This is a genomic window from Simplicispira lacusdiani (assembly GCF_003604195.1).
Taxonomy (GTDB): domain Bacteria; phylum Pseudomonadota; class Gammaproteobacteria; order Burkholderiales; family Burkholderiaceae_C; genus Simplicispira; species Simplicispira lacusdiani.
Genome location: NZ_QXGR01000006.1, coordinates 185,929 through 206,930, shown reverse-complemented (window position 1 = coordinate 206,930; position 21,002 = coordinate 185,929). Strand labels below are relative to the sequence as shown.

Genomic DNA, 21,002 nt, shown 5'->3' with positions numbered 1-21,002 from the left:
TTTTGCGCACTCATTGGCCCTGGTCCAGGTCGGTCATGGCCGGCAGATGCAGGCCTTCGGCCGTGGTGATGCCGCGCGCCGCCCGCACCGCGCGCAGCGTGGCGCGGGCCGTGGCCTCCGCGGCCATGGCGCACAGCAGCAGCATGCCGGGGTTCTTGCCAGCCTTTCCCGTGCCCAGGGTGAACAGGGTGTCGCCATCGAGCTGGGTGTGCACGGGGTTGATGCTGCGCGCCAGGCCGTCGTGCGCGGCCACGGCCAGGCGGTGTGCCTGCGCCTTGTTGATGGTGGCGTCGGTGGCCACCACGCCGATGGTGGTGTTGGTGCCCGCCAGCAGGGATTGCGCGAGTTCGCCGCGCAGCAGTGCGCGCCGGGTGTCGGCCAGGCGGCGGCCATCGGCGGTGCGGGCGCCGGCCACGGGCCGGGCGGTATCGGGGTCGAGCACGTCGCCCACGGCGTTGCAGGCGATCAGCGCGCCCACCGTGACGCCGTCGACGGTGACCGAGGCGCTGCCGATGCCCCCCTTCATGGCACGCGCCATGCCGAACATCTTGCCCACGCTGGCGCCCGCGCCCGCGCCCACGTTGCCTTCCAGCGGATCGGCGAGCGAAGCCGCCGCGCACGCGGCATGGCCGGCGGCGGCATCGGGGCGAACGCGCATGTCGCCCACCATCAGGTCGAACAGCACGGCCGAGGGCACCAGGGGCAGCCGGCCCACGCCGATGTCCAGGCCCACGCCTTGTTCCTCCAGCCAGCGCACGGCGCCCGTGGCGGCCTCCAGGCCCCAGGCGCTGCCGCCGGAAAGCATGATGGCATGCACCTTGTCAACGAGATTGCAGGGGTCGAGCAGGTCGGTCTCGCGCGTGCCCGGGGCCGCGCCGCGCACATCGACACCGGCCACGGCCCCTTCGCGGGCGATGACCACGCTGCAGCCCGTGGGGCGGCGGCTGTCGGTGTAGTGGCCGACCTCGATGCCCGCCACGCGCGTGATGCTGCCCGGATCGGGGGCGTGGGGGCTCATGCCTTGGGGCTGCGGTGGTAGGAGCTGAAGACCTTGGTGCTGCCGTCGCGGGCGACGAGCAGGACGTCATAAGGGTCGCGCCGGTTGCCGTAGACGGCGCCGTCCATTCCGGGCGAACCCACGGGCATGCCGGGCACCGCCAGTCCCAGGGCCTTGGGCTTGAGCTGCAGCAGCTTGCGCACATCGCTGGCGGGAACATGGCCTTCGAGCACATAGCCGCCCACGAGCGCGGTGTGGCAGGAGCCAAGCTTTTGCGGCAGGCCCAGGCGGGCCCGGGCGCCGGTGTTGCCGGTTTCGTGCACCGTGAACGTGAATCCGTTGGCCTGCATGTGCTCCACCCAGTCCTGGCAACAGCCGCAACTGGGGTCTTTCCACATTTCAACGGGCGTGCCCTGCGGAGCCGTCGCGCGCGCCAGGGGCGGCAAGGCGGCCACGGCGATGCCCACGCCCAGCCAGGGCAGGGCGGCGGCCAGCCACTGGCGGCGGCTGCGCATGGGGGTGGGGAGGGCGTGCGGTGCGGTCATGGCAAGTTCCTGTGGCGCAGCGGTGCAGTGCCGCGCGCGGTGTTCATCGGATGGGGCAAGGTTACCGGATCGCCGCGCATTGTGCGGCACAGTCCTGCATGGGAGCCCGGGACAGCGCCAATGGTTCCGGCTCAGACCACCATGTAGCGCCCGGGCCGGTGGTTCATGGCGAGCACCAGGTTCAGCGCCACGGCCCCGGCGATGGACCAGGCCACGCGCACCGGCTCCACCGTCCACAGGGCCAGCAGCACGATGCAGCAATCGACGCCCATCTGGATCTTGCCGGCACGCCAGCCGTAGCGGTCCTGCAGGTACAGTGCCGCGATGCCCACGCCGCCAAGGCTGCAGCGGTGGCGGAACAGCGCGAGGAAGCCCGTGCCGGTGATGAGCCCGCCCGCGATGGCCGCATACAGCGGCTCGATGCGCGTGAACGCGAGAAACTGCACTTGCAGTTCGGTCAGCAGCGAGAGCAGCAGCACGGCGGCGAAGGTCTTGAGCGTGAACTCGCGCCCCAGCTTGCGCAGCGCCAGCCAGTAGAACGGCAGGTTGAGCACGAAGAAGATCTTGCCGAAACCGATGCCCGTGGCGTAGTGCAGCAGGAAGGCGAGGCCGGCCGTGCCACCCGTGAGCAGCCCGGCACTGGTGAAGAAGGCCACGCCGACCGAAATCATCAGCACGCCCGTGAAGATGGCCACCGCATCCTCTGTGGCGGAATGTGGTACGGGGGCGTGCGGGGCGGGAGGGCGATTCATGGACGGTGTGGCGAGCGGACGCGAGGGATGCCGATTGGACCACGCCCGTGCCGCACCGTGCTGTCGCCGGGCTTTCGGGGCCGGTCGTGCCGCGCGGGTCATTCGACCACGGCCGACTCCACATAGACCAGCTCGCACGCCCCGGCACCACTGTCCGAGCGCGACTGCGAGCTGTTCCAGCGCCATCCGCTGGGGTGGCGCACCTCCACCAGCTTGCCCACGAGCTCGATGGTGCGCCCCTCGCGAGCCCGATCGAGGGCCCGGCGCACGGCCGCGCTGGCCGGGATCATGTGCATGTTGGCCGAGGATTCAATGATTTCCCGCACCGGAATCGGCGGCTGGTCCTTCCACGAGTAGCGGTACCAGCGCCCGCCCTGGGTGATATTCAGGGCCTGGTATACGGCTGGATCGGCCATGCGCTTCCAGCCCAGCGCCAAGTCGAGCGGCGAGAGGTCCGCCTCGCGGCCCACGCGGTAGTTCTCGCGCCCCAGGATGCGCGCCCGCACGGAAAAGTCCGCCACCGGACGCAACTCGTACTCGCCCACGGCGAAGGGCACCGCCTGGCTCGGGGTCTGGACCGGCTCCTGCGCGAGGGCATGCACTGCCTGCTCTCGCTGCAGGGATGGCTTCGGACCGGCGTCGCGCGTGCGCCAGGCCTCGATGGCCAGAAAGGCTCCACAGAGCAGAAGCCCCCATTTGAGAACGCTCAGGATACGCATGTGCCGATGGGTTCAAGTCCGGGCCGCCAGCCCCTGCAGTTCGCCCCGGGCCTGCCCGATCACGCTCCAGCCGCCATGGATGGCCAAGCCCGCCATGATGGCCGCCACGGCCAGGTCGGGCCAGGCCGTGCCGGTGCCGAAAACGCCCACCGCGGCAGCCACCACGGCGAGATTGCCCAGGGCATCGTTGCGGGTGCACAGCCACACGCCGCGCATGTTGGCATCGCCCTCGCGCCAGGCGTAGAGCAGCGCCGCCACGGAGAGATTGGCCGCGAGGGCCAGGAAACCGATGCCCCCCATGGTCCAGGGCTCGGGCGGCACGCCTTGCCAGGCCCCCCAGGCCACGCGGCCGATCACGAAGATGCCGAACGCCAGCATGCTGGCGCCCTTGAGCAGCGCGGCGCGCGCGCGCCAGGCCAATGCCATGGCGAGGACCCAGAGCGAAACGCCGTAGTTGGCGGCATCGCCCAGGAAATCGATGGCGTCCGCCAGCAGCGAGGCCGAGCCCGACTGCATGCCGGCGCCCAGCTCGACGGCGAACATGGCGGCATTGACGATGAGCGCGAAGACCAGGATGCGGCGGTAGCGCGGGTCGGCGCTGGCGGGGGCGCTGTGGCAGCCGTCATGGCAATGGGCAGACATGGTTTCTCCGGACGTTGTGAATGTAGGATGATTGGAAACCCTCAAGCCACTCGAAGGTCAAGCATGCCCGGCAACACGACCCACTATCGTATCGGCGAAGCCGCCCGCCTGTCGGGCGTGAGCGCCGCCAATATCCGCTACTACGAAAAGGAAGGCCTGCTCACGCCGGGCGGACGCGGCGACAACAGTTACCGGCTCTATGGCGGCGCGGACGTGCACCGCCTGCGCTTCATCCGCCTGTGCCGGGCCATGGACATGTCGCTCGACGAGGTGCGCACCCTGTTGGAGCTGGACCTGTCCGCCAAGGCCGACTGTGACGCTGCCCGCGAGACGCTGGACAGCCACCTGGAGCATGTACGCACGCGCTTGCAGGAATTGCAGGCCCTGGAGCAGGATCTCCTGGCCCTGCGCGAGCGCTGCGACGGCAGCGGCGATCACTGCCGCATCATCGAGGCCCTGCACGCACGGGCCGATGCGCAGGCGCTGCCGGGCGCGGTACGCGCCCCGGCCACCAAGCGCCATGTATGAGACGGTAAAATGCTATTGAATATATAGCTGCTGGCGCTTGTGGTTAAAGCGTTTGATGCTATTTTTGCCCAAAAAACAAGAGCCGCGCGCTATCATGCGGCCATGATGTCCCGCGTGCTGGCCCCCACCTTGCCCGACCGCTTCTGGCGCGCGCTGCGGCGCTGGGCGCTGGCCTGGGGCCGCATCGTCTACCTGGGGGCGGTGGCCATGGTGCTGCTGCTTTCACCGTCGAGCTACGGCCCGGCCGCGCGGCGGCGCCTGGCCCGCCAGGTTTACCTCGACACGGTGCCCATCCTGCCCGGTTTCACACTGCTGGCGGCGTTGCTGAGCCTGGTGCTCACGCGCATCGTGGTGGTCACCGCGCTGAGCTACGGACTGTCGGTCTATGCGCTGGAGATGGTCATCCGCGTGCTGGTGCTTGAACTCATCCCGCTGACGGCCGCGTTGTTCGTGGCCATGCGCTGCACCATCCCCGGCGGCGTGCGGCTGGCCGCGCTGCGCCAGCGGGGGCATTTCGATGCCCTGCGCAGCCAGGGAGGGGATCCGGTACGCATGGAGCTGCTGCCGCGCGTCGCGGCCGGCATGTTCGCCTGCGTCACGCTGGCCGCGCTTTCGTGCGTGGTCGCGCTCGTGATGGCCTACCTGGGCGTGTACGGCTTCAATCTGGCGGGCCTGCCGGGCTACACGCGCATGTTCGGCCATGTGTTCTCGCCAGCGGTCACGCTGGTTTTCGGCCTCAAGACGGCGCTGTCGAGCCTGGCCGTGGCGCTGATTCCCATGGCCAGCGCCATGCACGATTCCGGCGACACCTCCGCCCTGGATTCAGAGCTGGGGGGGTTGGCACGCATGTTCGCCGTGCTGCTGCTGATCGAAGTGGCCTCGCTGGTGGGCAACTACTACTGAATTCCCGAAGGAGCCGCGCCATGCAAGACCCCGCACCGCCCGTATCCGCGCCGCCTGGCATGGCCGAGGAGATGCTGCGTCCCGTGCCTCACCTGCACCTCAAGGCGCTGGCCCTGCTGGCCTTCACGCTGGTGCTCATCGCGGGGTCGACCCTCTACCTGCTCCATGCGCGTGGCGCCTTCGAGCCCACGCAGACCCTGGTGCTCACGGCCGATGATTCCGAGGGCGTGGTCGTGGGCATGGACATGACGTTTTCCGGCTTCCCCATCGGGCGGGTGCGGCGCATCGAACTGGCCGAGCAAGGCGATGTGCGCATCGTCGTGGACGTGGCGCGCAAGGACGCACACTGGCTGCGTGTCTCCAGCATCTTCACGCTGGTGCGCGGCGTGGTGGGCGGTACGAACATCCGCGCCTACAGCGGCATGCTGCAGGACGCGCCCTTGCCCGACGGTGCCGTGCGCCCGGTGCTGCGCGGCGACGCCACCTCCGAGATCCCGCAGCTCATGGCATCGGCGCGCGAGCTGCTGGCCAACCTCAATGCCCTCACGGCGCAGGATTCCGCCCTGGGTGCCAGCCTGTCCAACGCGCAGGAACTCACCGAGCGCCTCAAGGGGCCGGGCGGCGCGCTGCAGGTGCTCATGGGCAACGAGCAGGATGCGCGCAAGATCGTCGCCACGCTCGACCGCACCAACGCCTTGCTGGCCCGCATCGACGGCATGGCCGCCAAGGCCGACACCCAGGTGTTCGGTCCGCGCGGCGTGCTGCCCGAGGTACAGGGCACGGTGGCGCAGCTCGGTGGCCTGCTGGCCGACACGCGCACCAGCCTGCGAAAGGTCGATGCCGTGCTGGCCGAGGCGCAGGCCGTGGGCGCCAACGTGCGCGAGGGCACGGCCGACCTGGGTGCGCTGCGGGCCGAGGTCGAAGCCAACCTGCGCAAGATCGAAGGCCTGGTCAACGAAATCAACCGCAAATGGCCTTTTGCGCGCGACACCGAGGTAACGCTGCCATGACCAGCCAATCGACACCTCGCAGATGGCTTGGCCTGCTGGCCTGCCTGGCGCTGGCCGCCTGCACCAGCCAGCCGCCGGTACCCGACTGGCAGTTGAACGCCCACGGCGCGGCGCAAAAAGCGGTGGAGGCCTATCTGTCGGGCCAGACCCGGGTGGCCGCGCTGGAATTCAGCCGCGCGCACCAGGAAACCGCCCGCACCGGCCAACCCGCCCTGCTGGCCCGGGTGGTTCTGCTGGAGTGCGCGGCCCGCGCGGCCAGTCTGGAACTCGGCCCCTGCGGCGCTTTCGATGCCCTGCGCCCGGATGCCGGCGCGAGCGAGCGTGCCTATGCCGACTATTTGGCGGGACGCCTGCCTCCCGAGGATGCGGCCTTGCTTCCCCCGGCCCAGCGGGCGGCGGCCACCGCTGCGGCGGGTGCCAAGGCCCCCGTGCTGGAAGCCATGGCCGATCCGCTCTCCCGGCTGGTGGCTGCGGGGGTGCTGCTGCAGGCCGGGCAGGCCGATCCCGCCACCCTGCGTCTGGCCGTGGACACGGCATCCCGGCAAGGCTGGCGCCGTCCGCTGCTGGCCTGGTTGCTGGTGCAGGCACAGCACGCCGAAGCCTCGGGGCAGGCCGAGGAGGCCGCGCGCCTGCGGCGGCGCATCTTGCTGGTGGAGCAGGGCGGGGCGCTGCCCTGAGCAGGCCTCAGTATCCCGCCAGTTCCGTATCCAGCGTGCGGCCCAGGCCTTCGAGCACGCCGGACATCGAATCGACCGACTGCACGGTCGTGTCAGGCAGCAGCAGTGCAGCGGAAGCCACCAGGGCCAGCAGAACGGCGGTCACGAATGCCCCCAGAGCACGCAGCGGCGCCTGTGGGCGTGGTGGTGTCAGTCGGTGGGGCATGGCGGGGCCTTTCGTGGAGTGGCGCACCCATGGACATGGGCTACCTGAACGATTAGAGCGATCCCGCGCCTTGATGGTTGTCAGACGAATTCCCCAGTCCGTATCCAATGGTTGCGCGTGCCTTTGGCGCTGTTACGATGTGACACAGTTTTGTGGACCAAGGAAGGCAGCGCGTGTACCCACCGGGACCGGAATCAGCAGACCATGGCACCCTCCAGTCCGGGCAAGACCCCGAGGGATTGCGCCTGCTGAAGTTTGCCGGCGGGTTGGAGAAGGAGTTTCGTCGCTACCACCTGTCCGTGTACCTGCTGCGCATGCGCTGGGCACTGCTGGTGGCCATGGCGTTGTTCCTGCTGTTCGCGGTGCTCGACGCCATCAGCCTGCCCGAGCCGGTGCGCTCGCGCATCCTGGCGCTGCGCCTGGGCCTGATGCCGGTCCTGGCACTGGCCTGGCTGGCCACCTACCGGCCCCGGCTGCACCGCTGGCTGCAGTGGATAGGCGGCACGGCCTCGCTCGCCTGCGGGCTGGGCGTGGTGGCCATCATCTGGCTGGCGCGTGTCCACGCCTTTCCCTTGCCCTATGAAGGCATCATTCTCGTCACGTTTTATTTCTACTTCCTCACGGGCCTGCGTTTTGTCCCAGCCGCCCTGTGCGGTTGGTTGACCTGCACGGCCTACCTCGGCATGGAATGGCTTGCCGGAATGCCTGGCGCGGTGCTGCTGTACAACGCGTTTTTCCTTGGCACCTCGAACGTGATCGGCTCGGTGGGCTGCTACTTCCTGGAATATGCCGCGCGGCAGAACTTCCTGGCGCAGAAGCAGCTGCAGGACCTGGCCGAAAAGGATTTCCTCACCAGCCTGCTCAACCGCCGCGCCTTCAGCGCGCGGGCCGAAAGCAACTGGCGCCAGGCCTTGCGCGAGCGGCATGCGCTGGGCGTGGCGATGATGGATGTCGATCACTTCAAGCGCTACAACGACCACTACGGCCATGCAGCAGGCGATGAGACGCTGAGAATGGTCGCACAGGTCATTGGCAGCCACGCGCGCCGCCCGCTGGACATCACGGCGCGCTATGGTGGCGAGGAGTTCGTCGGCCTGTGGTACGACGTGAGCGAAGAGCACCTGCGGGCCATTCTGGAGAAGATCCGCACCGGCGTGGCTGCGCTGAACCTGCCGCATGCGGCCCTCGGGCCGGATGGGCGTGTCAGCATCAGCATCGGGCTGGCCTACGTGCGGCCGCAATCGCACCAACGCCTTGAAGACGCGCTGCGGCTGGCCGACGTGGCGCTCTACCTGGCCAAGGAGCAGGGGCGTGACCGCGTCGTGTGCAAGCAGCCCGATGATGATTGAAAATGGCTTTAGCGCCCTCCAACAGGGCGCCAGCAGCTACCAAATAGATAGCGATTTCAGCGCAGGCCCGCGCCGCTGGCGCTCTCGGCGCGCTGTATCAGTTCGATCTTGTAGCCGTCGGGGTCGGTCACGAACGCGATCACGGTGGTGCCGCCCTTGACCGGGCCGGCCTCGCGCGTCACATTGCCACCGGCCGCCTTGATGCGCTCGCAGGCCGCGTAGGCATCGGCAACGCCCAGGGCGATGTGGCCGTAGGCGCTGCCATGGTCGTAGCTTTCAACGCCCCAGTTGTAGGTCAGCTCGATCTCGGCTTGCCCGGGGTTGCCCCCGTCGAAACCGAGGAAGGCCAGCGAGTACTTGTACTCGGGGTTCTCCGAGGTGCGCAGCAGTTGCATGCCCAGCACCTGGGTGTAGAAGTCGATGGAGCGCTGGAGGTTGCCCACGCGCAGCATGGTGTGAAGGATTCTCATGCCCGCGATTGTGCCGGCAGATCGAAAACCAGGCAGGTCGTCGTGGCGTGGGCGTACAGCGTGCCATCGGGGCCCACGAGGCGCGCCTCGGCCGTGGCCAGCTGGCGCCCGCAGTGGAGCACGCGGCCTTCCGCGCGCACACGCTGGACCTTGGGGCTGATGGCCTTGACCAGGTTCACGCCCAGTTCCGCCGTGGTGTAGCCGCGGCCTGGTTCCATGCGTGTGTGCACGGCGCAACCCAGGGCCGAATCGAGCAGGGTGGCGTACCAGCCGCCATGCACCGTGCCCATGGGATTGAGGTGCGTCGGGCCGGGCGCGCCCTGGAAGACGGCGCGGCCTTCGTCCACCTCGACGATCAGGAAATCCAGCGTCCGGGCGATGGTGGCGTAAGGCAGTTCGCCGCGCAGCAAAGCCTGCATCTGCTGCAGGCCGGTGAGGCCGGCGATCTGGTCGGGCCGGGCCACGCCGGGGCCCGCGCCGGCATCCAGCCGGGCCTGCGTTTCGCGTTCCTGCGCCAGCCATTGTTCCAGGGTGCTATGGTTCGTCATGAAAGCCTCTACTTAAATTTGCATATGCAATTATTGCAGATACAATAAAAACCATGCAAGCCACCAAAGTCACCTTGGCGCCACCCGTCGCGGCGATACCGCAGGGCTGCACCAACCTCAAGCTGCGCCAGCTCATGCGCCGCGTGGCGCAGCATTACGAAATGGCCATGGTGCCCAGCGGTCTCAAGGCCACGCAGTATTCGCTGCTCTCGCATGTGCTCAAGCTGGGACCGCTGCGCCTGGGCGACCTGGCCCAAGCCATGTGGATGCAGCCTTCCACGCTCACGCGCAATCTCCGGCCCCTGCTTGATGCCGGCTGGGTGGTCATGGAACAGGGCAGCGACGCGCGCAGCCGCGTCGTGCGCATCACCGCAGAGGGCCGTGCCAAGCGCGAGGAGGCGCAGCGCTGCTGGAAGACAGCGCAGCTGAGCCTGAACCAATTGCTGGGCGTGGAACGCGTGCTGGCGCTTCACGCGCTGGTGGACGAGTCGCTTGACCTGCTCGCCCCGGTAAGTGGCAAGGCCGAGGACGACGAATAGGCCCGCACAGCGGCTCACTTTGCATGTGAGCGATGCGACGAAGCCGTGCGGCTTCAGCGAATACCAGCTGTACCGATAAGTACGCGGCCTCGGGGGTCCAGGGCGTGCCCGAATGAGCCGTCCCGGCAGCCCGTAGCGAAGCGCGCCAGGGGCGGGTGCCCGGGTCATGGCGGCGCAGCTTGCCGCCTTGCTTGAGTAGATACGATGTATATTATGTTAAATAACAAAACCTGGAGGGGGCCAGTTCCACCCACTGTTCGCTATTCGCGCGAAAAGATGGCGTGCTGGCTCTTGGCGTTGCGCTCGTACTGCCGCGCGATGCTGCCGCACACCAGATCGCAGAGCGCGTAGACCGATTCATCGGCGATGCTGTAGTAGACGCTCGTGCCCCGGCTCTCGCGCCGGACCAGGCCTTGCTGGGTCATCAGCGACAGATGGCGCGAAATATTCGCGGCTGTATAGCCACAGAGTTGGGCAAGCTCACCCACGTTGTGTTCGCCATCACGGAGGTAGTTCAGGATGCGCAGGCGCGTGGGTTCCGCCAGGGTCTGGAAATAGGAGGCCACCTGCTGCAGGGCCTCGGGAGGAAGATTTTTCATGGCGCGGAAGACCTGGTAAGGGTGCAAGCATAAGGCACCGGCACGCGCACCCTGTGCGCCGGCAACTCAATGATACAGCATTTGACTAATTAGCTGTTTGGTTAAATAATTCGTTCAACCATCCATTCCTGCTCACGCAAAGGAGAAAACATGACTTCCTGGCAAGTGGTGCGCCTGTTGGCCGGCACCTTCATCCTGCTCTCCCTGGCACTGGGGGTGCCGGGCAGCCCGCTGTTCGTCAATACTTGGTGGCTGGCCTTCACGGCATTCGTCGGCGCCAACCTGCTGCAGAGCGGGCTGACCAAATGGTGCCTTCTGGAGAACATCCTGCGCAAGCTGGGCATCCAGCCTGGCTGCTGATCGGAGCACGCGATGCAGCCAAGCCAAGCCAAGGGGCCGATGCTGGTGGACGTTCGCTCCCCAGGCGAATACCAGTCGGGCCATGTCGATGGCGCCCTGAACCTGCCGCTGGACCGCCTGATGGAGGACGCCCGCGCCCTGCTCCCGGACCTTTCGGCTGATCTGCTGCTCTACTGCCTCTCCGGTGCGCGCTCGCAGATGGCGCTGCACGGGCTGCAGCAGCTCGGCTATAGCCGGGTGCGCAATGGCGGCTCGGTCGGCATGGTGGCCATGCAGACCGGGCTGGGCATCCGGCGTGTCCCTTGACCACAGAAAGACACCATGAGTGAAAGCACTGAAAGCGTGACCCTGCGCCAGCAGCAGGACTACCGTTTCGATGTCGATTTTGGCCCGGCCATCGCCATCCTGGTGGCCGACGAGCCCGCGCCGCTGGGTTCGGGCCAGGGGCCTTCGCCGGTGCAATTGCTGGCGGCGGCCGTGGGCAACTGCCTGTCGGACTCGCTGCTGTTCGCGCTGCGCAAGTTCAAGCAAGCACCCGAGCCCCTGCGCTGCACCGTCGAGGCCGAGGTCGGCCGCAATGAGCAAAAGCGCCTGCGCGTGCTCAAGATGACGGCCACGCTGCATTTGGGCGTGCCCGCATCCACGCTGCAGCACCTGGACCGTGTGCTGGAACAGTTCGAGGCCTACTGCACCGTGACCCAGAGCGTGGGCCAGGGTATTCCCATCGAACTGCAGGTGTTCGACTCCGAGGGCCTGCGCCTGAAATGAATGGAAAAGGCGCGCCATCCCGGCGCGCCACCGTCAACGAAAGGAAACTCCCATGAAACTCAACGTAGGAACCGTGGACCGTGTACTGCGCATTCTGGCGGGCCTGGTGCTGATCGGCCTGGCCGCCACCGGCACGGTGGGCCTCTGGGGCTGGATTGGCGTGGTGCCGCTGGCCACCGGGCTGTTCCGCTTCTGTCCGGCCTACACGCTGCTGGGCATCAATACCTGCCCGATGGAACGCAAGTAGCCGCTCCCGGCGTGGAGGCCGAAGATTTTTCATGAAAATCGGCTTTCATGCCGTCTGTATTGCGCTTGCGGCTATTATTTAGATAGCATCCAGGCCGGTGGCGCGAACGGCCTGGCGGCGGCGCGGACGCCACACGGCACATGCGTGCACCCCAAATATTCCTTACAGAATTAACGGGCGGCTGCTATAACCATTCCCATCCGGTGTTCAGCGCGGCGAACCCTTGCCGCGTGGGCAACCGCCACGAGGGGGAATGCACGATGTCTGATCGCCGCCTGCCACATGCCATGCCCTACCGCAGGGCTCTGGCCGCCATGCAAGCCTCGGCCCTGGCTCTGGGCCTGGTGCTTTGCGGCTCCCTGGTATGGGCCCTGGACAAGCCGACCGGCCCGGTGGTTCTCACCATCGAAGGCGGTATCAGCGAAACCAACCAGGGCAACAAGGCGCAGTTCGACATGCAGATGCTGGAGAAACTCCCCCAGCGCAGCTTCACCACGCGCACCCCCTGGTATCCCGATGCGGTCACCTTCACCGGCCCCCTGCTGCGCGACGTGATCGCTGCGGCGGGAGGCAAGGGCAGCAAGATCACGGCCGTGGCGCTGAACGACTACAAGACCGAGATTCCATTCGACGACATCCACCGCCACGACGCCATCGTCGCCCGGCTCATGAACAACCGACCCATGCCGGTGCGCGAAAAAGGGCCGCTGTTCATCGTCTACCCCTTCGACACCAAGGCCGAGCTGCGCTCGGAGCTGTACTACAACCGTGCCGCCTGGCAGCTGAGCGTGCTGCGCATCCGTTGACAAGGCGTGCATGCTGCGCAGCAAGCATTTCCTGAAACTTGTCACCGCAGGCCTGGTGCTGGTGTACGTGGCCGTCGGCGTGGTGCAGTACCAGCAGTACCGCAACGTCGAGGCGGTCATGCGCCGGGGCGACGTGAACGCGCTGTGGTCCTTCCTGCAGCTCAACGTGGAATACGAGCGGCTCAACCACTCGCTCCACCAGTTCGTGACCGATCCGCAGAGCATGCCGCTCGACACCGTGGCATTGCGCTACGACCTGTTCCTCAGCCGCTTCAGCGCCCTGGAGGCCGGCACCGCCCGCAGCCTCATGCAGAACGAGCCGATCTACCCGGTGGCGCTCAGGGCCCTGCAGCAGTTCGTGTCCATGGGCGACAACTATTTCGGCCAGAGCGTGGACGCCGGCTCCAGCCGCAAGAACATGGCGCTGCTGCGCGAGGAACTGGGCGGGCTGCGCGAAACCGTGCAGGAAGTGGCGCTCAACGCCGCGCGCCTGTCCGCCCTGCTGGGCGACCAGCGCAACGCCGAGGTGCAGCGCCAGACGCTGCTGACCACGGCGCTTACCGGCTTCCAGGCGCTCTTGACCTTTCTGCTGGCCTTCGCCATGGCGCGCCAGTTCGTGGCGCGCGAACAGGCCAAATCCCAGGCCCTGGCGGCGCAGGCCGAATTGGTGACGGCCTTGCAGCGCAACGAGGAGGCCCTGGAGGCCCGCGTCGCGCAGCGCACCGCCGAACTGCGCGACGCCAACGAATCCCTGCGCCAGCACGAGGAGGAACTCGTGGTCGCGCGGGCCAAGGCCGAAGACGCCTCGCAGATGAAATCAGACTTCCTGGCCAACATGAGCCATGAGATCCGCACCCCCATGAACGCCATCATCGGCCTGGGGCACCTGGTGCTGAACACCGAGCTGTCGGCCAAGCAGCGCGACTATGTCCAGAAGATCCAACGCTCGGGCCAGCACCTGCTGGGACTGATCAACGACATCCTCGACTTCAGCAAGATCGAAGCCGGCAAGCTGGAGGTCGAGGTGGTGGACTTCGACCTGCGCGGCGTGCTCGACAACGTGGCCAACCTGCTCGCCGAAAAATGCGCCGCCAAGGGGCTGGAGCTGATGTTCGACGTGTCCCCCGCCCTGCCCGACGAACTGCGCGGCGACCCCTTGCGGCTCGGCCAGATCCTGGTGAACTACGCCAACAACGCCATCAAGTTCACCGACGAGGGCGAGATCGTCGTGCGCGTGCGCGAGGCCGCGCCGGACGGCACGGCCGGCCCGGGGCTGCTGCTGCGCTTCGAGGTGCAGGACACCGGCATCGGCTTGAGCGAAGAGCAGCAGTCGCGGCTGTTCCGCTCCTTCGAGCAGGCCGACGCCTCCACCACGCGCAAATACGGCGGCACCGGGCTGGGCCTGGCCATCTCCAAGCGGCTGGCCGAGCTGATGGGCGGCGAAGTGGGCGTGGCCAGCACGCCCGGCCAGGGCAGCACCTTCTGGTTCACCGCGCGCCTCGGCCTGGGGCAGGTCCGGCACGAAGCCCTGCTGCCCACGCCCGACCTGCGCGGCCGCCGCGTGCTGGTGGTGGACGACAGCGAGCAGGCGTGCCAGATCATGGCCGGCATGCTCGGCCCCATGAGCTTTGTCGTGACCACGGCACGTTCGGGCGAGGAGGCCGTCGCGCTGGCCCGGCGGGCCGAGGCGGCGGGCTCGCCCTTCGAACTGGCCTTCCTCGACTGGAAGATGCCCGGCATGGACGGCTTCGCCACCCACGCCGAACTGGCGCGGCTGGCCGCGCCGCCCGCGTCCGTGCTCGTCACCGCCCATGGCCGCGACGACGCCCTCAAGGAACTGGAGCGCAGCGGCATCGCCCACATGCTGACCAAGCCGGTCAGCCCCTCGCAGCTGTTCGACGCCGCCATGCGCGCGCTCGGGCATTCCGCGCTGGCCAGCCACGACGCGCCGCCACCGGCACCGCACAGCAGCGCCACGCTGGAGGCACTGCAGTCCATCCGCGGCGCGCGCGTGCTGCTGGTGGACGACAACGACCTGAACCAGCAGGTGGGCGCCGAGCTGCTGGGCGAGGCGGGCCTGGTGGTGGACGTGGCCGACAACGGGCAGGCGGCCCTGGACATGCTGGCCCGCAACCCCTACGACGCGGTACTGATGGACATGCAGATGCCCGTGATGGACGGGCTCACGGCCACGCGCTTGCTGCGGCAGAACCCGGCCTGGGCGGGGCTGCCCGTGCTGGCCATGACGGCCAACGCCATGAGCGCCGACCGGGACCGCTGCCTGCAGGCCGGCATGAACGGCCATATCGCCAAACCCATCGATCCCGAGGAACTGTTCGGCCAGTTGCTGCGCTGGATAGCCCCCCGCACCCAGGCGGACGCGCCTCCCGCACCGGCCGCTGCGCCGCCCGGGGCTGCGGCACTGGGCGAGGCACTGCGCCGCATCGATGGCCTGGATACCACCGCCGGGCTGCGCCGCGTGCTGCACAAGGCCGATGCCTACGAAGGCTTGCTGCGCCGGTTCGCCGTGGGGCAGGCCGACGCCGTGGCGCAAGCCCGCGCGCAACTGGCCGCCGGCCAGTGGCAGGACGCGCAGCGCACCCTGCACACCCTCAAGGGCACGGCCGCCACCATCGGCGCCGCCACGCTGGCCGAGCAGGCGCAGGCGGCCGAACTGGCCATTGCCCGGCAGGCCCCCATGGACACGCTCGATGCCCTGCTCTCCCCCACCGAGGCCGGCTGCGCCCGGCTGGTGCAGGCGCTGCGCGATGCGTTGCCAGACCCGACGCCCGCCGCCGCCATGGCGGCCCCCGAGCACAGCGCCGGGCCGGACGATGGAGCCGCGCGCGCGCTGCTCGCGCGGCTCGACACCCTGCTGGCCGACGACGACGCGGACGCCATTGCGCTGTTCCATGAATCCGCGCCCACGCTCCGGGCCGTTCTCGGCCCGGCCCATGCCAGCCTGGCGGACGCGCTGGAGCAGTTTGATTTTCCACGGGCGCTGGCCGCGCTGCGCGCCACGCCGCACACAACGACACAAGGAGGGAACGCACCATGACCAACCCGCTACTGGAACCCCAGGGCCGATGCACCGTGCTGGTGGTGGACGACACCCCCGACAACCTCACGCTGATGAGCAGCCTGCTGCGCACCGACTACAAGGTCAAGCTCGCCAACAGCGGCGAACGCGCGCTGGAGATCGCCACCGGCGAAAGCAAGCCCGACCTGATCCTGCTCGACATCATGATGCCCGGGATGGACGGTTACGAGGTGCTGCGCCGCCTGCAGTTCAACCCCGAGACCGAGGACATTCCGGTCATCTTCCTCACGGCCATGAGCGCCTCGGACGACGAAACCGTGGGCCTGGAGCTGGGCGCGGTGGACTACATCACCAAGCCCATCAACCCCGCCATCACGCTGGCGCGGGTGCGCAACCACCTGCAGGTCAAGCGGGCGCGCGACATCCTGACCAACCACAACCATTACCTGGAGCTGGAGGTGGCGCGCCGCACCCGCGAGGTGGCCGAGCTGCAGGACGTGACCATCCGCGCCATGGCCTCCCTGGCCGAAACGCGCGACAACGAAACCGGCAACCATATCCAGCGCACGCAGTACTACGTGAAGGCGCTGGCGCTCCAGCTCAAGGACCACCCGCGCTTCAAGGACGAGCTGACCGACGACGCGATCGACATGATCTTCAAGTCCGCGCCGCTGCACGACATTGGCAAGGTGGGCATTCCCGACCGCATCCTGCTCAAGCCCGGCAAGCTCACGCCCGAGGAATTCGAGGTCATGAAGACCCACACCACGCTGGGCCTGGAAGCCATCCTGGCGGCGGAGAGCCAGACCTCGCACGGCAACCCCTTCTTCCGCTACGCCAAGGAAATCGCCTACAGCCACCAGGAAAAGTGGGACGGATCGGGCTACCCGCAGGGCCTCATGGGCAACACCATCCCGCTGTCGGCGCGGCTCATGGCCGTGGCCGACGTGTACGACGCGCTGATCTCCGAGCGCGTGTACAAGCGCGCCTTCAGCCACGAGGAGGCCGTGCGCATCATCCAGGACGGCCGGGGCAGCCACTTCGATCCCGACCTGGTGGACTCCTTCATGGAACTGTCCGAGGAGTTCCGCCAGATCGCGCTGCGCTTCGCCGATGGCGAGCAGACCCTGCACGCCCAGCGCGAACGGCTGGCCAAGGACCTGCCCGACGAAGCCGGCGCGCCGGACTTCAAGCCCTGACCGGCTGCACCGGCAGCGTGTCGTCCACGCTGGTGGTGGCCTGGTAGCCCCGCAGGCCCAGCCGGGCCAGCAACCGCGCGTCGGCGTCCGCGTCGGGGTTGCCTGTCACCAGCAGCTTGTCGCCATAGAAGATCGAGTTGGCCCCGGCCAGGAAGCACAGCGCCTGCACCGCCTCGCCCAGTTGCTGGCGCCCGGCGGAGAGGCGCACCCGCGCCTTGGGCATGGTGATGCGGGCCACGGCGATCACGCGCACGAAATCGAACGGGTCGATGGGCTCGCTGTCGGCCAGCGGCGTGCCGGGCACGCGCACCAGGCTGTTGATGGGCACCGAGTCCGGGTACGGCCCCAGGTTGGCCAGTTGCGCGATCAGCCCGGCGCGGTGCACCGGCGCCTCGCCCATGCCCACGATGCCACCGCAACACACCTTGACGCCGGCCGCGCGCACGTTTTCCAGGGTGTCGAGCCGGTCCTGGTACTGGCGCGTGCTCACCACGTCCTGGTAGTACTCGGGCGCGGTGTCGAGGTTGTGGTTGTAGTAGTCCAGCCCGGCTTCCTTCAAGGCCCGGGCCTGGTGGGCTTCGAGCATGCCCAGCGTGGCGCAGGTCTCCAGGCCCAGACCCTTCACGGCGCCGATCAGCTCGGCCATCTTCTCGATGTCGCGGTCCTTGGGCGCGCGCCAGGCCGCGCCCATGCAAAAGCGCGTGGCGCCGGCGTCGCGGGCGGCCTGGGCGTTGCGCAGCACCTCGTCCACGGCCAGCATCTTCTCGGCCTTCACGCCGGTCTCGAACTCGGCCGCCTGCGGGCAGTAGCCGCAGTTCTCGGGGCAACCGCCGGTCTTCACCGACAGCAGCGTGGCCAGCTCGATGCTGGCGTCGGGCCAGTGCTGGCGGTGCACCGTCTGCGCCTCGTACACCAGGTCCAGCAGCGGCCGGTCCAGCAGGGCCTGCACGGCTTCCACCGTCCAGGGGCCCGTGGCCGCGATGGGCGCGGGGCGTGGGTGCACTGTGACGGGATGGGGCGTGGCAGTGGTGGGCATGAAGAGAGTCCTCCGAGTACGGCGAGACCCATGGCATGGGTTCGCGGTTGGTAACAAATTGCGCCACCGTTGGCATGGCGGACTGTGGCGCGGCAGCGATTCTGCGCCCATATTTCGGAGAATGAATCGCTCGCAAGGTAATAAATCCTGCCAATTCATTCGTGGTTGATCTGCGCGCTTCCATCTGCGGTTTTGCATGCCGATGTCAGAGGGATAGCGGCCAATGAGCGCACGATCAAGACAATCACGCAAACCCGCAGCCAACGGCGCACAAAACGCCGCTTCATGACGCGACGTTCGCGGCAGCGGCGCAGGGTCCATCCCGCGACAGGCACAAAAAAAGCGAGGCGGGATCGCTCCCGCCTCGCTCCAAAGGAAATGCCCGGCCGGTATCAGCCCAGCGCCGCGATCACGTCGGCCGGCGCCTGCACCAGCTCGATGAGCACGCCCTCGCCCGCGATCGGGAACTCGTCGTTGCTCTTGGGGTGCAGAAAGGTGATGTCGTAGCCCGCCGCGCCCTTGCGGATGCCGCCGGGCGCGAAGCGCACACCCTGGGCCGTGAGCCATTCCACGGCCTTGGGCAGGTCGTCGATCCACAGGCCGATGTGGTTGAGTGGCGTGGTGTGCACGGCGGGTTTCTTCTCGATGTCGAGCGGCTGCATGATGTCCACCTCGACCTTGAAGGCGCCCTGCCCCATGGCCAGGATGTCCTCGTCCACGTTCTCGCGCTCGCTCTGGAAGGTGCCGGTCTGCTGCAGGCCCAGCATGTCGACCCACAGGGTTTTCATGCGCTGCTTGTCGATGCCGCCAATGGCGACCTGCTGGATACCGAGCACCTTGAAGGGGCGTTGCGGGGTGTTGGCTGTCATGGGTTTCTCCTGTTGCGGCACCCAGGCCGCTTCATTATTGATAGCTGCTCGCGCTTGCTGCATAAGCGCCAGAGGCCAAAAACACTCAAAAAAGGGGCACGAGGCCCCTGTTTTTGACCGCGTGCGGGATCACTGGAATTCCAGGATCACCTGGTCCACCGCGAGCGACTCGCCCTTGCCGGCCACGATCTTGCCCACCACGCCGTCCTGCGCGGCGAAGAGGATGTTCTCCATCTTCATGGCCTCGATCACGGCGAGCTTTTCGCCGGCCTGCACCTTCTGGCCGGGCTGCACGGCCACATCGACCAGCAGGCCCGGCATGGGCGAGAGCAGGAACTTGGACAGGTCCGGCGGCGCCTTGTAGGGCATGAGCTGGTGCAGCTGCGCGCCCAGGGGCGAGAACACCATGGCCTCGATCTGCGTGCCGTTGTGCGCGATGCGCAGGGCCAGCGGGTTCTTGCCGACGCCGCGCTCCACCTGGGCGGTGAAGCCCTGGCCGTTGCAGCTGCCCTGCACGCGGATCTGGCCCAGCGTCGCGGTGCTATTGATCTGATAGCTCTTGGCGCTCACCTGCACGACGCTGGAGCCCGATTTGTCTTCAAAATCGGAGACCGTCACGGCCGTGTGCGTGTTCTGGCCCTCGTGGCCCAGCGTCACCACCACGAACTGCTCGCCCACCTTCACCTCGTGGCCGGCCAGCTGGCCGCTGATGCCCGAGGCGCGCGCGCGGTAGCGGCGGTTCATGTAGGCGGCCAGCGCGACGAGGAAGTCCGGGTCGTCGTGCGGCACGTCCTCGGCCGAGAAGCCCTTGCCGTAGTGCTCGGCGATGAAGCCGGTGTTGAACTGGCCCGTGACGAACTTGGGGTGCGCCAGCAGCGCGGCCTGGAACGGGATGTTGCTGCTGATGCCGCGAATGACGAAGCCGTTGAGCGCGGCGCGCATCTTGGCGATGGCGTCGTTGCGGTCCGTACCGTGCACGATGAGCTTGGCGATCATCGAGTCGTAGTACATCGGGATCTCGCCGCCCTCGTACACGCCGGTGTCCACGCGCACGCCATGCTTCTTGCTGGTGTCGGACTGGAACATGCTCTCCTCGGGCGGCGCGAAACGCACCAGGCGGCCGGTGGAGGGCAGGAAGTTGCGGAACGGGTCCTCGGCGTTGATGCGGCACTCGATGGCCCAGCCGTCGCGCTTCACGTCGGCTTGCGTGAGCGGCAGCTTCTCGCCGGCGGCCACGCGGATCATCAGCTCGACCAGGTCCAGGCCGGTGATGCACTCGGTCACCGGGTGCTCCACCTGCAGGCGGGTGTTCATCTCCAGGAAGTAGAAGTCCTGGTCCTTGCCGACCACGAACTCCACCGTGCCGGCCGACTGGTACTTCACGGCCTTGGCCAGCTGCACCGCCTGCTCGCCCATGGCCTTGCGGGTGGCCTCGCTGATGAAGGGCGACGGCGCTTCCTCGATCACCTTCTGGTGGCGGCGCTGGATGGAGCATTCGCGCTCGTTCAAATAGATCACGTTGCCGTGGCTGTCGCCCAGCACCTGGATCTCGATGTGGCGCGGCTCCTGCACGAACTTCTCGATGAAGATGCGGTCGTCGCCGAAGCTGTTGCGTGCCTCGTTCTGGCAGGAAGCGAAGCCTTCGAACGCTTCCTTGTCGTTGAACGCCACGCGCAGGCCCTTGCCGCCGCCGCCGGCCGAGGCCTTGATCATCACGGGGTAGCCGATGCCCTTGGCGATCTCCACCGCCTGCTCGGGGCCGGCGATGGCGTCGTTGTAGCCGGGAATGGTGTTGACCTTGGCTTCCAGAGCCAGCTTCTTGGAGGCGATCTTGTCGCCCATGGCCGCGATGGAATGCGCCTTGGGGCCGATGAAGGCAATGCCCTCGTCCTCGCAGCGCTTGGCGAAGGCTTCGTTCTCGCTCAAGAAGCCGTAGCCCGGGTGCACGGCCTGCGCGCCGGTCTGCTTGCAGGCGGCAATGATCTTGTCGGCCAGCAGGTACGACTCGCGCGAGGGCGCCGCACCGATGTGCACGGCCTCGTCGGCCAGCTTGACGTGGCGGGCTTCCTTGTCGGCGTCGGAGTAGACGGCGACAGTTTGGATGCCCATCTTCTTGGCCGTTGCAATCACGCGGCAGGCGATTTCGCCACGGTTGGCGATCAGGATTTTGGTGAACATGTGTGATCTCCTGGGT

Annotated in this window: 25 protein-coding genes; 13 read left to right on the top strand and 12 right to left on the bottom strand. The window is 67.7% G+C overall.

Features of this window, described 5'->3' with window-relative positions; genetic code table 11:
- Positions 1-10 precede the first annotated feature (10 nt).
- From D8S75_RS10515 to D8S75_RS10495, 5 genes are all read right to left on the bottom strand, one after another.
- Entirely contained in the window at positions 11-1,018 is a 1,008-nt protein-coding gene (locus tag D8S75_RS10515; RefSeq protein WP_119966284.1) for a P1 family peptidase, read from the bottom strand.
- Positions 1,015-1,542, bottom strand: a complete 528-nt coding sequence (locus D8S75_RS10510) for a DUF411 domain-containing protein (protein ID WP_198673181.1) — start codon at positions 1,540-1,542, stop codon at positions 1,015-1,017. Before D8S75_RS10510 ends, D8S75_RS10515 begins: the two co-directional genes overlap by 4 nt.
- Before the next feature lie 131 nt (positions 1,543-1,673).
- Positions 1,674-2,294, bottom strand: a complete 621-nt coding sequence (locus D8S75_RS10505; RefSeq protein WP_119966283.1) for a YitT family protein — start codon at positions 2,292-2,294, stop codon at positions 1,674-1,676.
- 98 nt (positions 2,295-2,392) lie between these two features.
- A complete protein-coding gene (locus D8S75_RS10500) occupies positions 2,393-3,013 on the bottom strand; it encodes a hypothetical protein (protein ID WP_119966282.1) in 621 nt (206 codons plus the stop codon).
- A 12-nt stretch (positions 3,014-3,025) separates the two neighbouring features.
- Positions 3,026-3,655: a cation efflux transmembrane domain-containing protein gene (locus tag D8S75_RS10495; protein WP_119966281.1), complete on the bottom strand. Its 630-nt coding sequence runs from the start codon at positions 3,653-3,655 to the stop codon at positions 3,026-3,028.
- A 63-nt stretch (positions 3,656-3,718) separates the two neighbouring features.
- Between D8S75_RS10495 and D8S75_RS10490 the strand changes: the two genes are divergently transcribed.
- From D8S75_RS10490 to D8S75_RS10475, 4 genes are all read left to right on the top strand, one after another.
- Positions 3,719-4,183 carry a Cd(II)/Pb(II)-responsive transcriptional regulator gene (locus D8S75_RS10490; RefSeq protein WP_119966280.1) on the top strand — a complete coding sequence of 155 codons (465 nt, stop codon included), beginning with the start codon at positions 3,719-3,721 and terminating at the stop codon, positions 4,181-4,183.
- A gap of 105 nt (positions 4,184-4,288) precedes the next feature.
- Positions 4,289-5,086: an MlaE family ABC transporter permease gene (locus tag D8S75_RS10485; RefSeq protein WP_370807597.1), complete on the top strand. Its 798-nt coding sequence runs from the start codon at positions 4,289-4,291 to the stop codon at positions 5,084-5,086.
- A 20-nt stretch (positions 5,087-5,106) separates the two neighbouring features.
- Positions 5,107-6,096 carry an MlaD family protein gene (locus tag D8S75_RS10480; protein WP_119966278.1) on the top strand — a complete coding sequence of 330 codons (990 nt, stop codon included), beginning with the start codon at positions 5,107-5,109 and terminating at the stop codon, positions 6,094-6,096.
- The gene (locus D8S75_RS10475) at positions 6,093-6,773 is read left to right on the top strand and encodes a hypothetical protein (RefSeq protein ID WP_119966277.1); all 681 of its coding nucleotides are present in this window, start codon (positions 6,093-6,095) and stop codon (positions 6,771-6,773) included. Before D8S75_RS10480 ends, D8S75_RS10475 begins: the two co-directional genes overlap by 4 nt.
- A gap of 7 nt (positions 6,774-6,780) precedes the next feature.
- Here D8S75_RS10475 and D8S75_RS10470 read toward each other — a convergent pair whose 3' ends face one another.
- The gene (locus tag D8S75_RS10470) at positions 6,781-6,918 is read right to left on the bottom strand and encodes a hypothetical protein (RefSeq protein ID WP_232829011.1); all 138 of its coding nucleotides are present in this window, start codon (positions 6,916-6,918) and stop codon (positions 6,781-6,783) included.
- Between the two features lie 233 nt (positions 6,919-7,151).
- Here D8S75_RS10470 and D8S75_RS10465 point away from each other — a divergent pair, with 233 nt between their 5' ends.
- Positions 7,152-8,327 carry a GGDEF domain-containing protein gene (locus D8S75_RS10465; RefSeq protein ID WP_157982629.1) on the top strand — a complete coding sequence of 392 codons (1,176 nt, stop codon included), beginning with the start codon at positions 7,152-7,154 and terminating at the stop codon, positions 8,325-8,327.
- Between the two features lie 56 nt (positions 8,328-8,383).
- Here D8S75_RS10465 and gloA read toward each other — a convergent pair whose 3' ends face one another.
- Positions 8,384-8,797, bottom strand: a complete 414-nt coding sequence (gene gloA, locus D8S75_RS10460) for a lactoylglutathione lyase (protein WP_119966274.1) — start codon at positions 8,795-8,797, stop codon at positions 8,384-8,386.
- Positions 8,794-9,345, bottom strand: coding sequence for a PaaI family thioesterase (locus D8S75_RS10455; protein WP_119966273.1), 552 nt, complete (start codon positions 9,343-9,345; stop codon positions 8,794-8,796). Before D8S75_RS10455 ends, gloA begins: the two co-directional genes overlap by 4 nt.
- A gap of 53 nt (positions 9,346-9,398) precedes the next feature.
- Between D8S75_RS10455 and D8S75_RS10450 the strand changes: the two genes are divergently transcribed.
- The gene (locus D8S75_RS10450; protein WP_119966272.1) at positions 9,399-9,884 is read left to right on the top strand and encodes a MarR family winged helix-turn-helix transcriptional regulator; all 486 of its coding nucleotides are present in this window, start codon (positions 9,399-9,401) and stop codon (positions 9,882-9,884) included.
- Between the two features lie 260 nt (positions 9,885-10,144).
- On the opposite strand, the gene D8S75_RS10445 is transcribed toward D8S75_RS10450, so the two are convergent.
- Positions 10,145-10,483: an ArsR/SmtB family transcription factor gene (locus tag D8S75_RS10445; protein ID WP_119966271.1), complete on the bottom strand. Its 339-nt coding sequence runs from the start codon at positions 10,481-10,483 to the stop codon at positions 10,145-10,147.
- Between the two features lie 150 nt (positions 10,484-10,633).
- On the opposite strand from D8S75_RS10445, the gene D8S75_RS10440 reads away from it, so the two are divergent.
- The 7 genes from D8S75_RS10440 (at position 10,634) to D8S75_RS10410 (ending at position 16,903) form a co-directional block, all read left to right on the top strand.
- Entirely contained in the window at positions 10,634-10,843 is a 210-nt protein-coding gene (locus D8S75_RS10440; protein WP_119966270.1) for a YgaP family membrane protein, read from the top strand.
- Positions 10,844-10,855: 12 nt separating this feature from the next.
- On the top strand, positions 10,856-11,149 hold the full coding sequence (locus tag D8S75_RS10435; RefSeq protein ID WP_119966269.1) for a rhodanese-like domain-containing protein: 294 nt from the start codon (positions 10,856-10,858) through the stop codon (positions 11,147-11,149).
- Between the two features lie 15 nt (positions 11,150-11,164).
- Positions 11,165-11,611 (top strand): OsmC family protein, encoded by a 447-nt coding sequence (locus D8S75_RS10430; protein ID WP_119966268.1) that lies wholly within the window; start codon positions 11,165-11,167, stop codon positions 11,609-11,611.
- Between the two features lie 52 nt (positions 11,612-11,663).
- The gene (locus D8S75_RS10425) at positions 11,664-11,858 is read left to right on the top strand and encodes a YgaP family membrane protein (RefSeq protein ID WP_119966267.1); all 195 of its coding nucleotides are present in this window, start codon (positions 11,664-11,666) and stop codon (positions 11,856-11,858) included.
- Positions 11,859-12,172: 314 nt separating this feature from the next.
- Positions 12,173-12,664, top strand: coding sequence for a putative pterin-binding protein (locus D8S75_RS10420; RefSeq protein WP_119966410.1), 492 nt, complete (start codon positions 12,173-12,175; stop codon positions 12,662-12,664).
- A 10-nt stretch (positions 12,665-12,674) separates the two neighbouring features.
- Positions 12,675-15,722, top strand: coding sequence for a response regulator (locus D8S75_RS10415; protein ID WP_119966266.1), 3,048 nt, complete (start codon positions 12,675-12,677; stop codon positions 15,720-15,722).
- Complete coding sequence (locus D8S75_RS10410) at positions 15,719-16,903, top strand: response regulator (protein ID WP_119966265.1); 1,185 nt, start codon at positions 15,719-15,721, stop codon at positions 16,901-16,903. The genes D8S75_RS10415 and D8S75_RS10410 overlap by 4 nt, the downstream gene beginning before the upstream one ends.
- On the opposite strand, the gene bioB is transcribed toward D8S75_RS10410, so the two are convergent.
- The 3 genes from bioB to D8S75_RS10395 all read right to left on the bottom strand — a co-directional run bounded on the left by bioB (position 16,893) and on the right by D8S75_RS10395 (position 20,986).
- The gene (gene bioB / locus D8S75_RS10405; protein WP_119966264.1) at positions 16,893-17,939 is read right to left on the bottom strand and encodes a biotin synthase BioB; all 1,047 of its coding nucleotides are present in this window, start codon (positions 17,937-17,939) and stop codon (positions 16,893-16,895) included. The genes D8S75_RS10410 and bioB overlap by 11 nt on opposite strands.
- Positions 17,940-18,331: 392 nt before the next feature.
- Positions 18,332-18,808 (bottom strand): VOC family protein, encoded by a 477-nt coding sequence (locus tag D8S75_RS10400; RefSeq protein WP_119966263.1) that lies wholly within the window; start codon positions 18,806-18,808, stop codon positions 18,332-18,334.
- Positions 18,809-18,937: 129 nt separating this feature from the next.
- Complete coding sequence (locus D8S75_RS10395) at positions 18,938-20,986, bottom strand: acetyl-CoA carboxylase biotin carboxylase subunit (protein ID WP_119966262.1); 2,049 nt, start codon at positions 20,984-20,986, stop codon at positions 18,938-18,940.
- Positions 20,987-21,002 lie beyond the last annotated feature (16 nt).

Bases quoted from the DNA above. Each gene is read 5' to 3' on its own strand.
- D8S75_RS10400 (WP_119966263.1), bottom strand. From the start codon at position 18,808: ATGACAGCCAACACCCCGCAACGCCCCTTCAAGGTGCTCGGTATCCAG.
- D8S75_RS10505 (WP_119966283.1), bottom strand. From the start codon at position 2,294: ATGAATCGCCCTCCCGCCCCGCACGCCCCCGTACCACATTCCGCCACA.
- D8S75_RS10435 (WP_119966269.1), top strand. From the start codon at position 10,856: ATGCAGCCAAGCCAAGCCAAGGGGCCGATGCTGGTGGACGTTCGCTCC.
- D8S75_RS10415 (WP_119966266.1), top strand. From the start codon at position 12,675: ATGCTGCGCAGCAAGCATTTCCTGAAACTTGTCACCGCAGGCCTGGTG.
- D8S75_RS10500 (WP_119966282.1), bottom strand. From the start codon at position 3,013: ATGCGTATCCTGAGCGTTCTCAAATGGGGGCTTCTGCTCTGTGGAGCC.
- D8S75_RS10425 (WP_119966267.1), top strand. From the start codon at position 11,664: ATGAAACTCAACGTAGGAACCGTGGACCGTGTACTGCGCATTCTGGCG.
- D8S75_RS10450 (WP_119966272.1), top strand. From the start codon at position 9,399: ATGCAAGCCACCAAAGTCACCTTGGCGCCACCCGTCGCGGCGATACCG.
- D8S75_RS10430 (WP_119966268.1), top strand. From the start codon at position 11,165: ATGAGTGAAAGCACTGAAAGCGTGACCCTGCGCCAGCAGCAGGACTAC.
- D8S75_RS10395 (WP_119966262.1), bottom strand. From the start codon at position 20,986: ATGTTCACCAAAATCCTGATCGCCAACCGTGGCGAAATCGCCTGCCGC.
- bioB (WP_119966264.1), bottom strand. From the start codon at position 17,939: ATGCCCACCACTGCCACGCCCCATCCCGTCACAGTGCACCCACGCCCC.
- D8S75_RS10510 (WP_198673181.1), bottom strand. From the start codon at position 1,542: ATGACCGCACCGCACGCCCTCCCCACCCCCATGCGCAGCCGCCGCCAG.
- D8S75_RS10495 (WP_119966281.1), bottom strand. From the start codon at position 3,655: ATGTCTGCCCATTGCCATGACGGCTGCCACAGCGCCCCCGCCAGCGCC.
- D8S75_RS10420 (WP_119966410.1), top strand. From the start codon at position 12,173: ATGCAAGCCTCGGCCCTGGCTCTGGGCCTGGTGCTTTGCGGCTCCCTG.
- D8S75_RS10515 (WP_119966284.1), bottom strand. From the start codon at position 1,018: ATGAGCCCCCACGCCCCCGATCCGGGCAGCATCACGCGCGTGGCGGGC.
- D8S75_RS10440 (WP_119966270.1), top strand. From the start codon at position 10,634: ATGACTTCCTGGCAAGTGGTGCGCCTGTTGGCCGGCACCTTCATCCTG.
- gloA (WP_119966274.1), bottom strand. From the start codon at position 8,797: ATGAGAATCCTTCACACCATGCTGCGCGTGGGCAACCTCCAGCGCTCC.
- D8S75_RS10445 (WP_119966271.1), bottom strand. From the start codon at position 10,483: ATGAAAAATCTTCCTCCCGAGGCCCTGCAGCAGGTGGCCTCCTATTTC.
- D8S75_RS10455 (WP_119966273.1), bottom strand. From the start codon at position 9,345: ATGACGAACCATAGCACCCTGGAACAATGGCTGGCGCAGGAACGCGAA.
- D8S75_RS10490 (WP_119966280.1), top strand. From the start codon at position 3,719: ATGCCCGGCAACACGACCCACTATCGTATCGGCGAAGCCGCCCGCCTG.
- D8S75_RS10410 (WP_119966265.1), top strand. From the start codon at position 15,719: ATGACCAACCCGCTACTGGAACCCCAGGGCCGATGCACCGTGCTGGTG.
- D8S75_RS10480 (WP_119966278.1), top strand. From the start codon at position 5,107: ATGCAAGACCCCGCACCGCCCGTATCCGCGCCGCCTGGCATGGCCGAG.
- D8S75_RS10475 (WP_119966277.1), top strand. From the start codon at position 6,093: ATGACCAGCCAATCGACACCTCGCAGATGGCTTGGCCTGCTGGCCTGC.
- D8S75_RS10485 (WP_370807597.1), top strand. From the start codon at position 4,289: ATGTCCCGCGTGCTGGCCCCCACCTTGCCCGACCGCTTCTGGCGCGCG.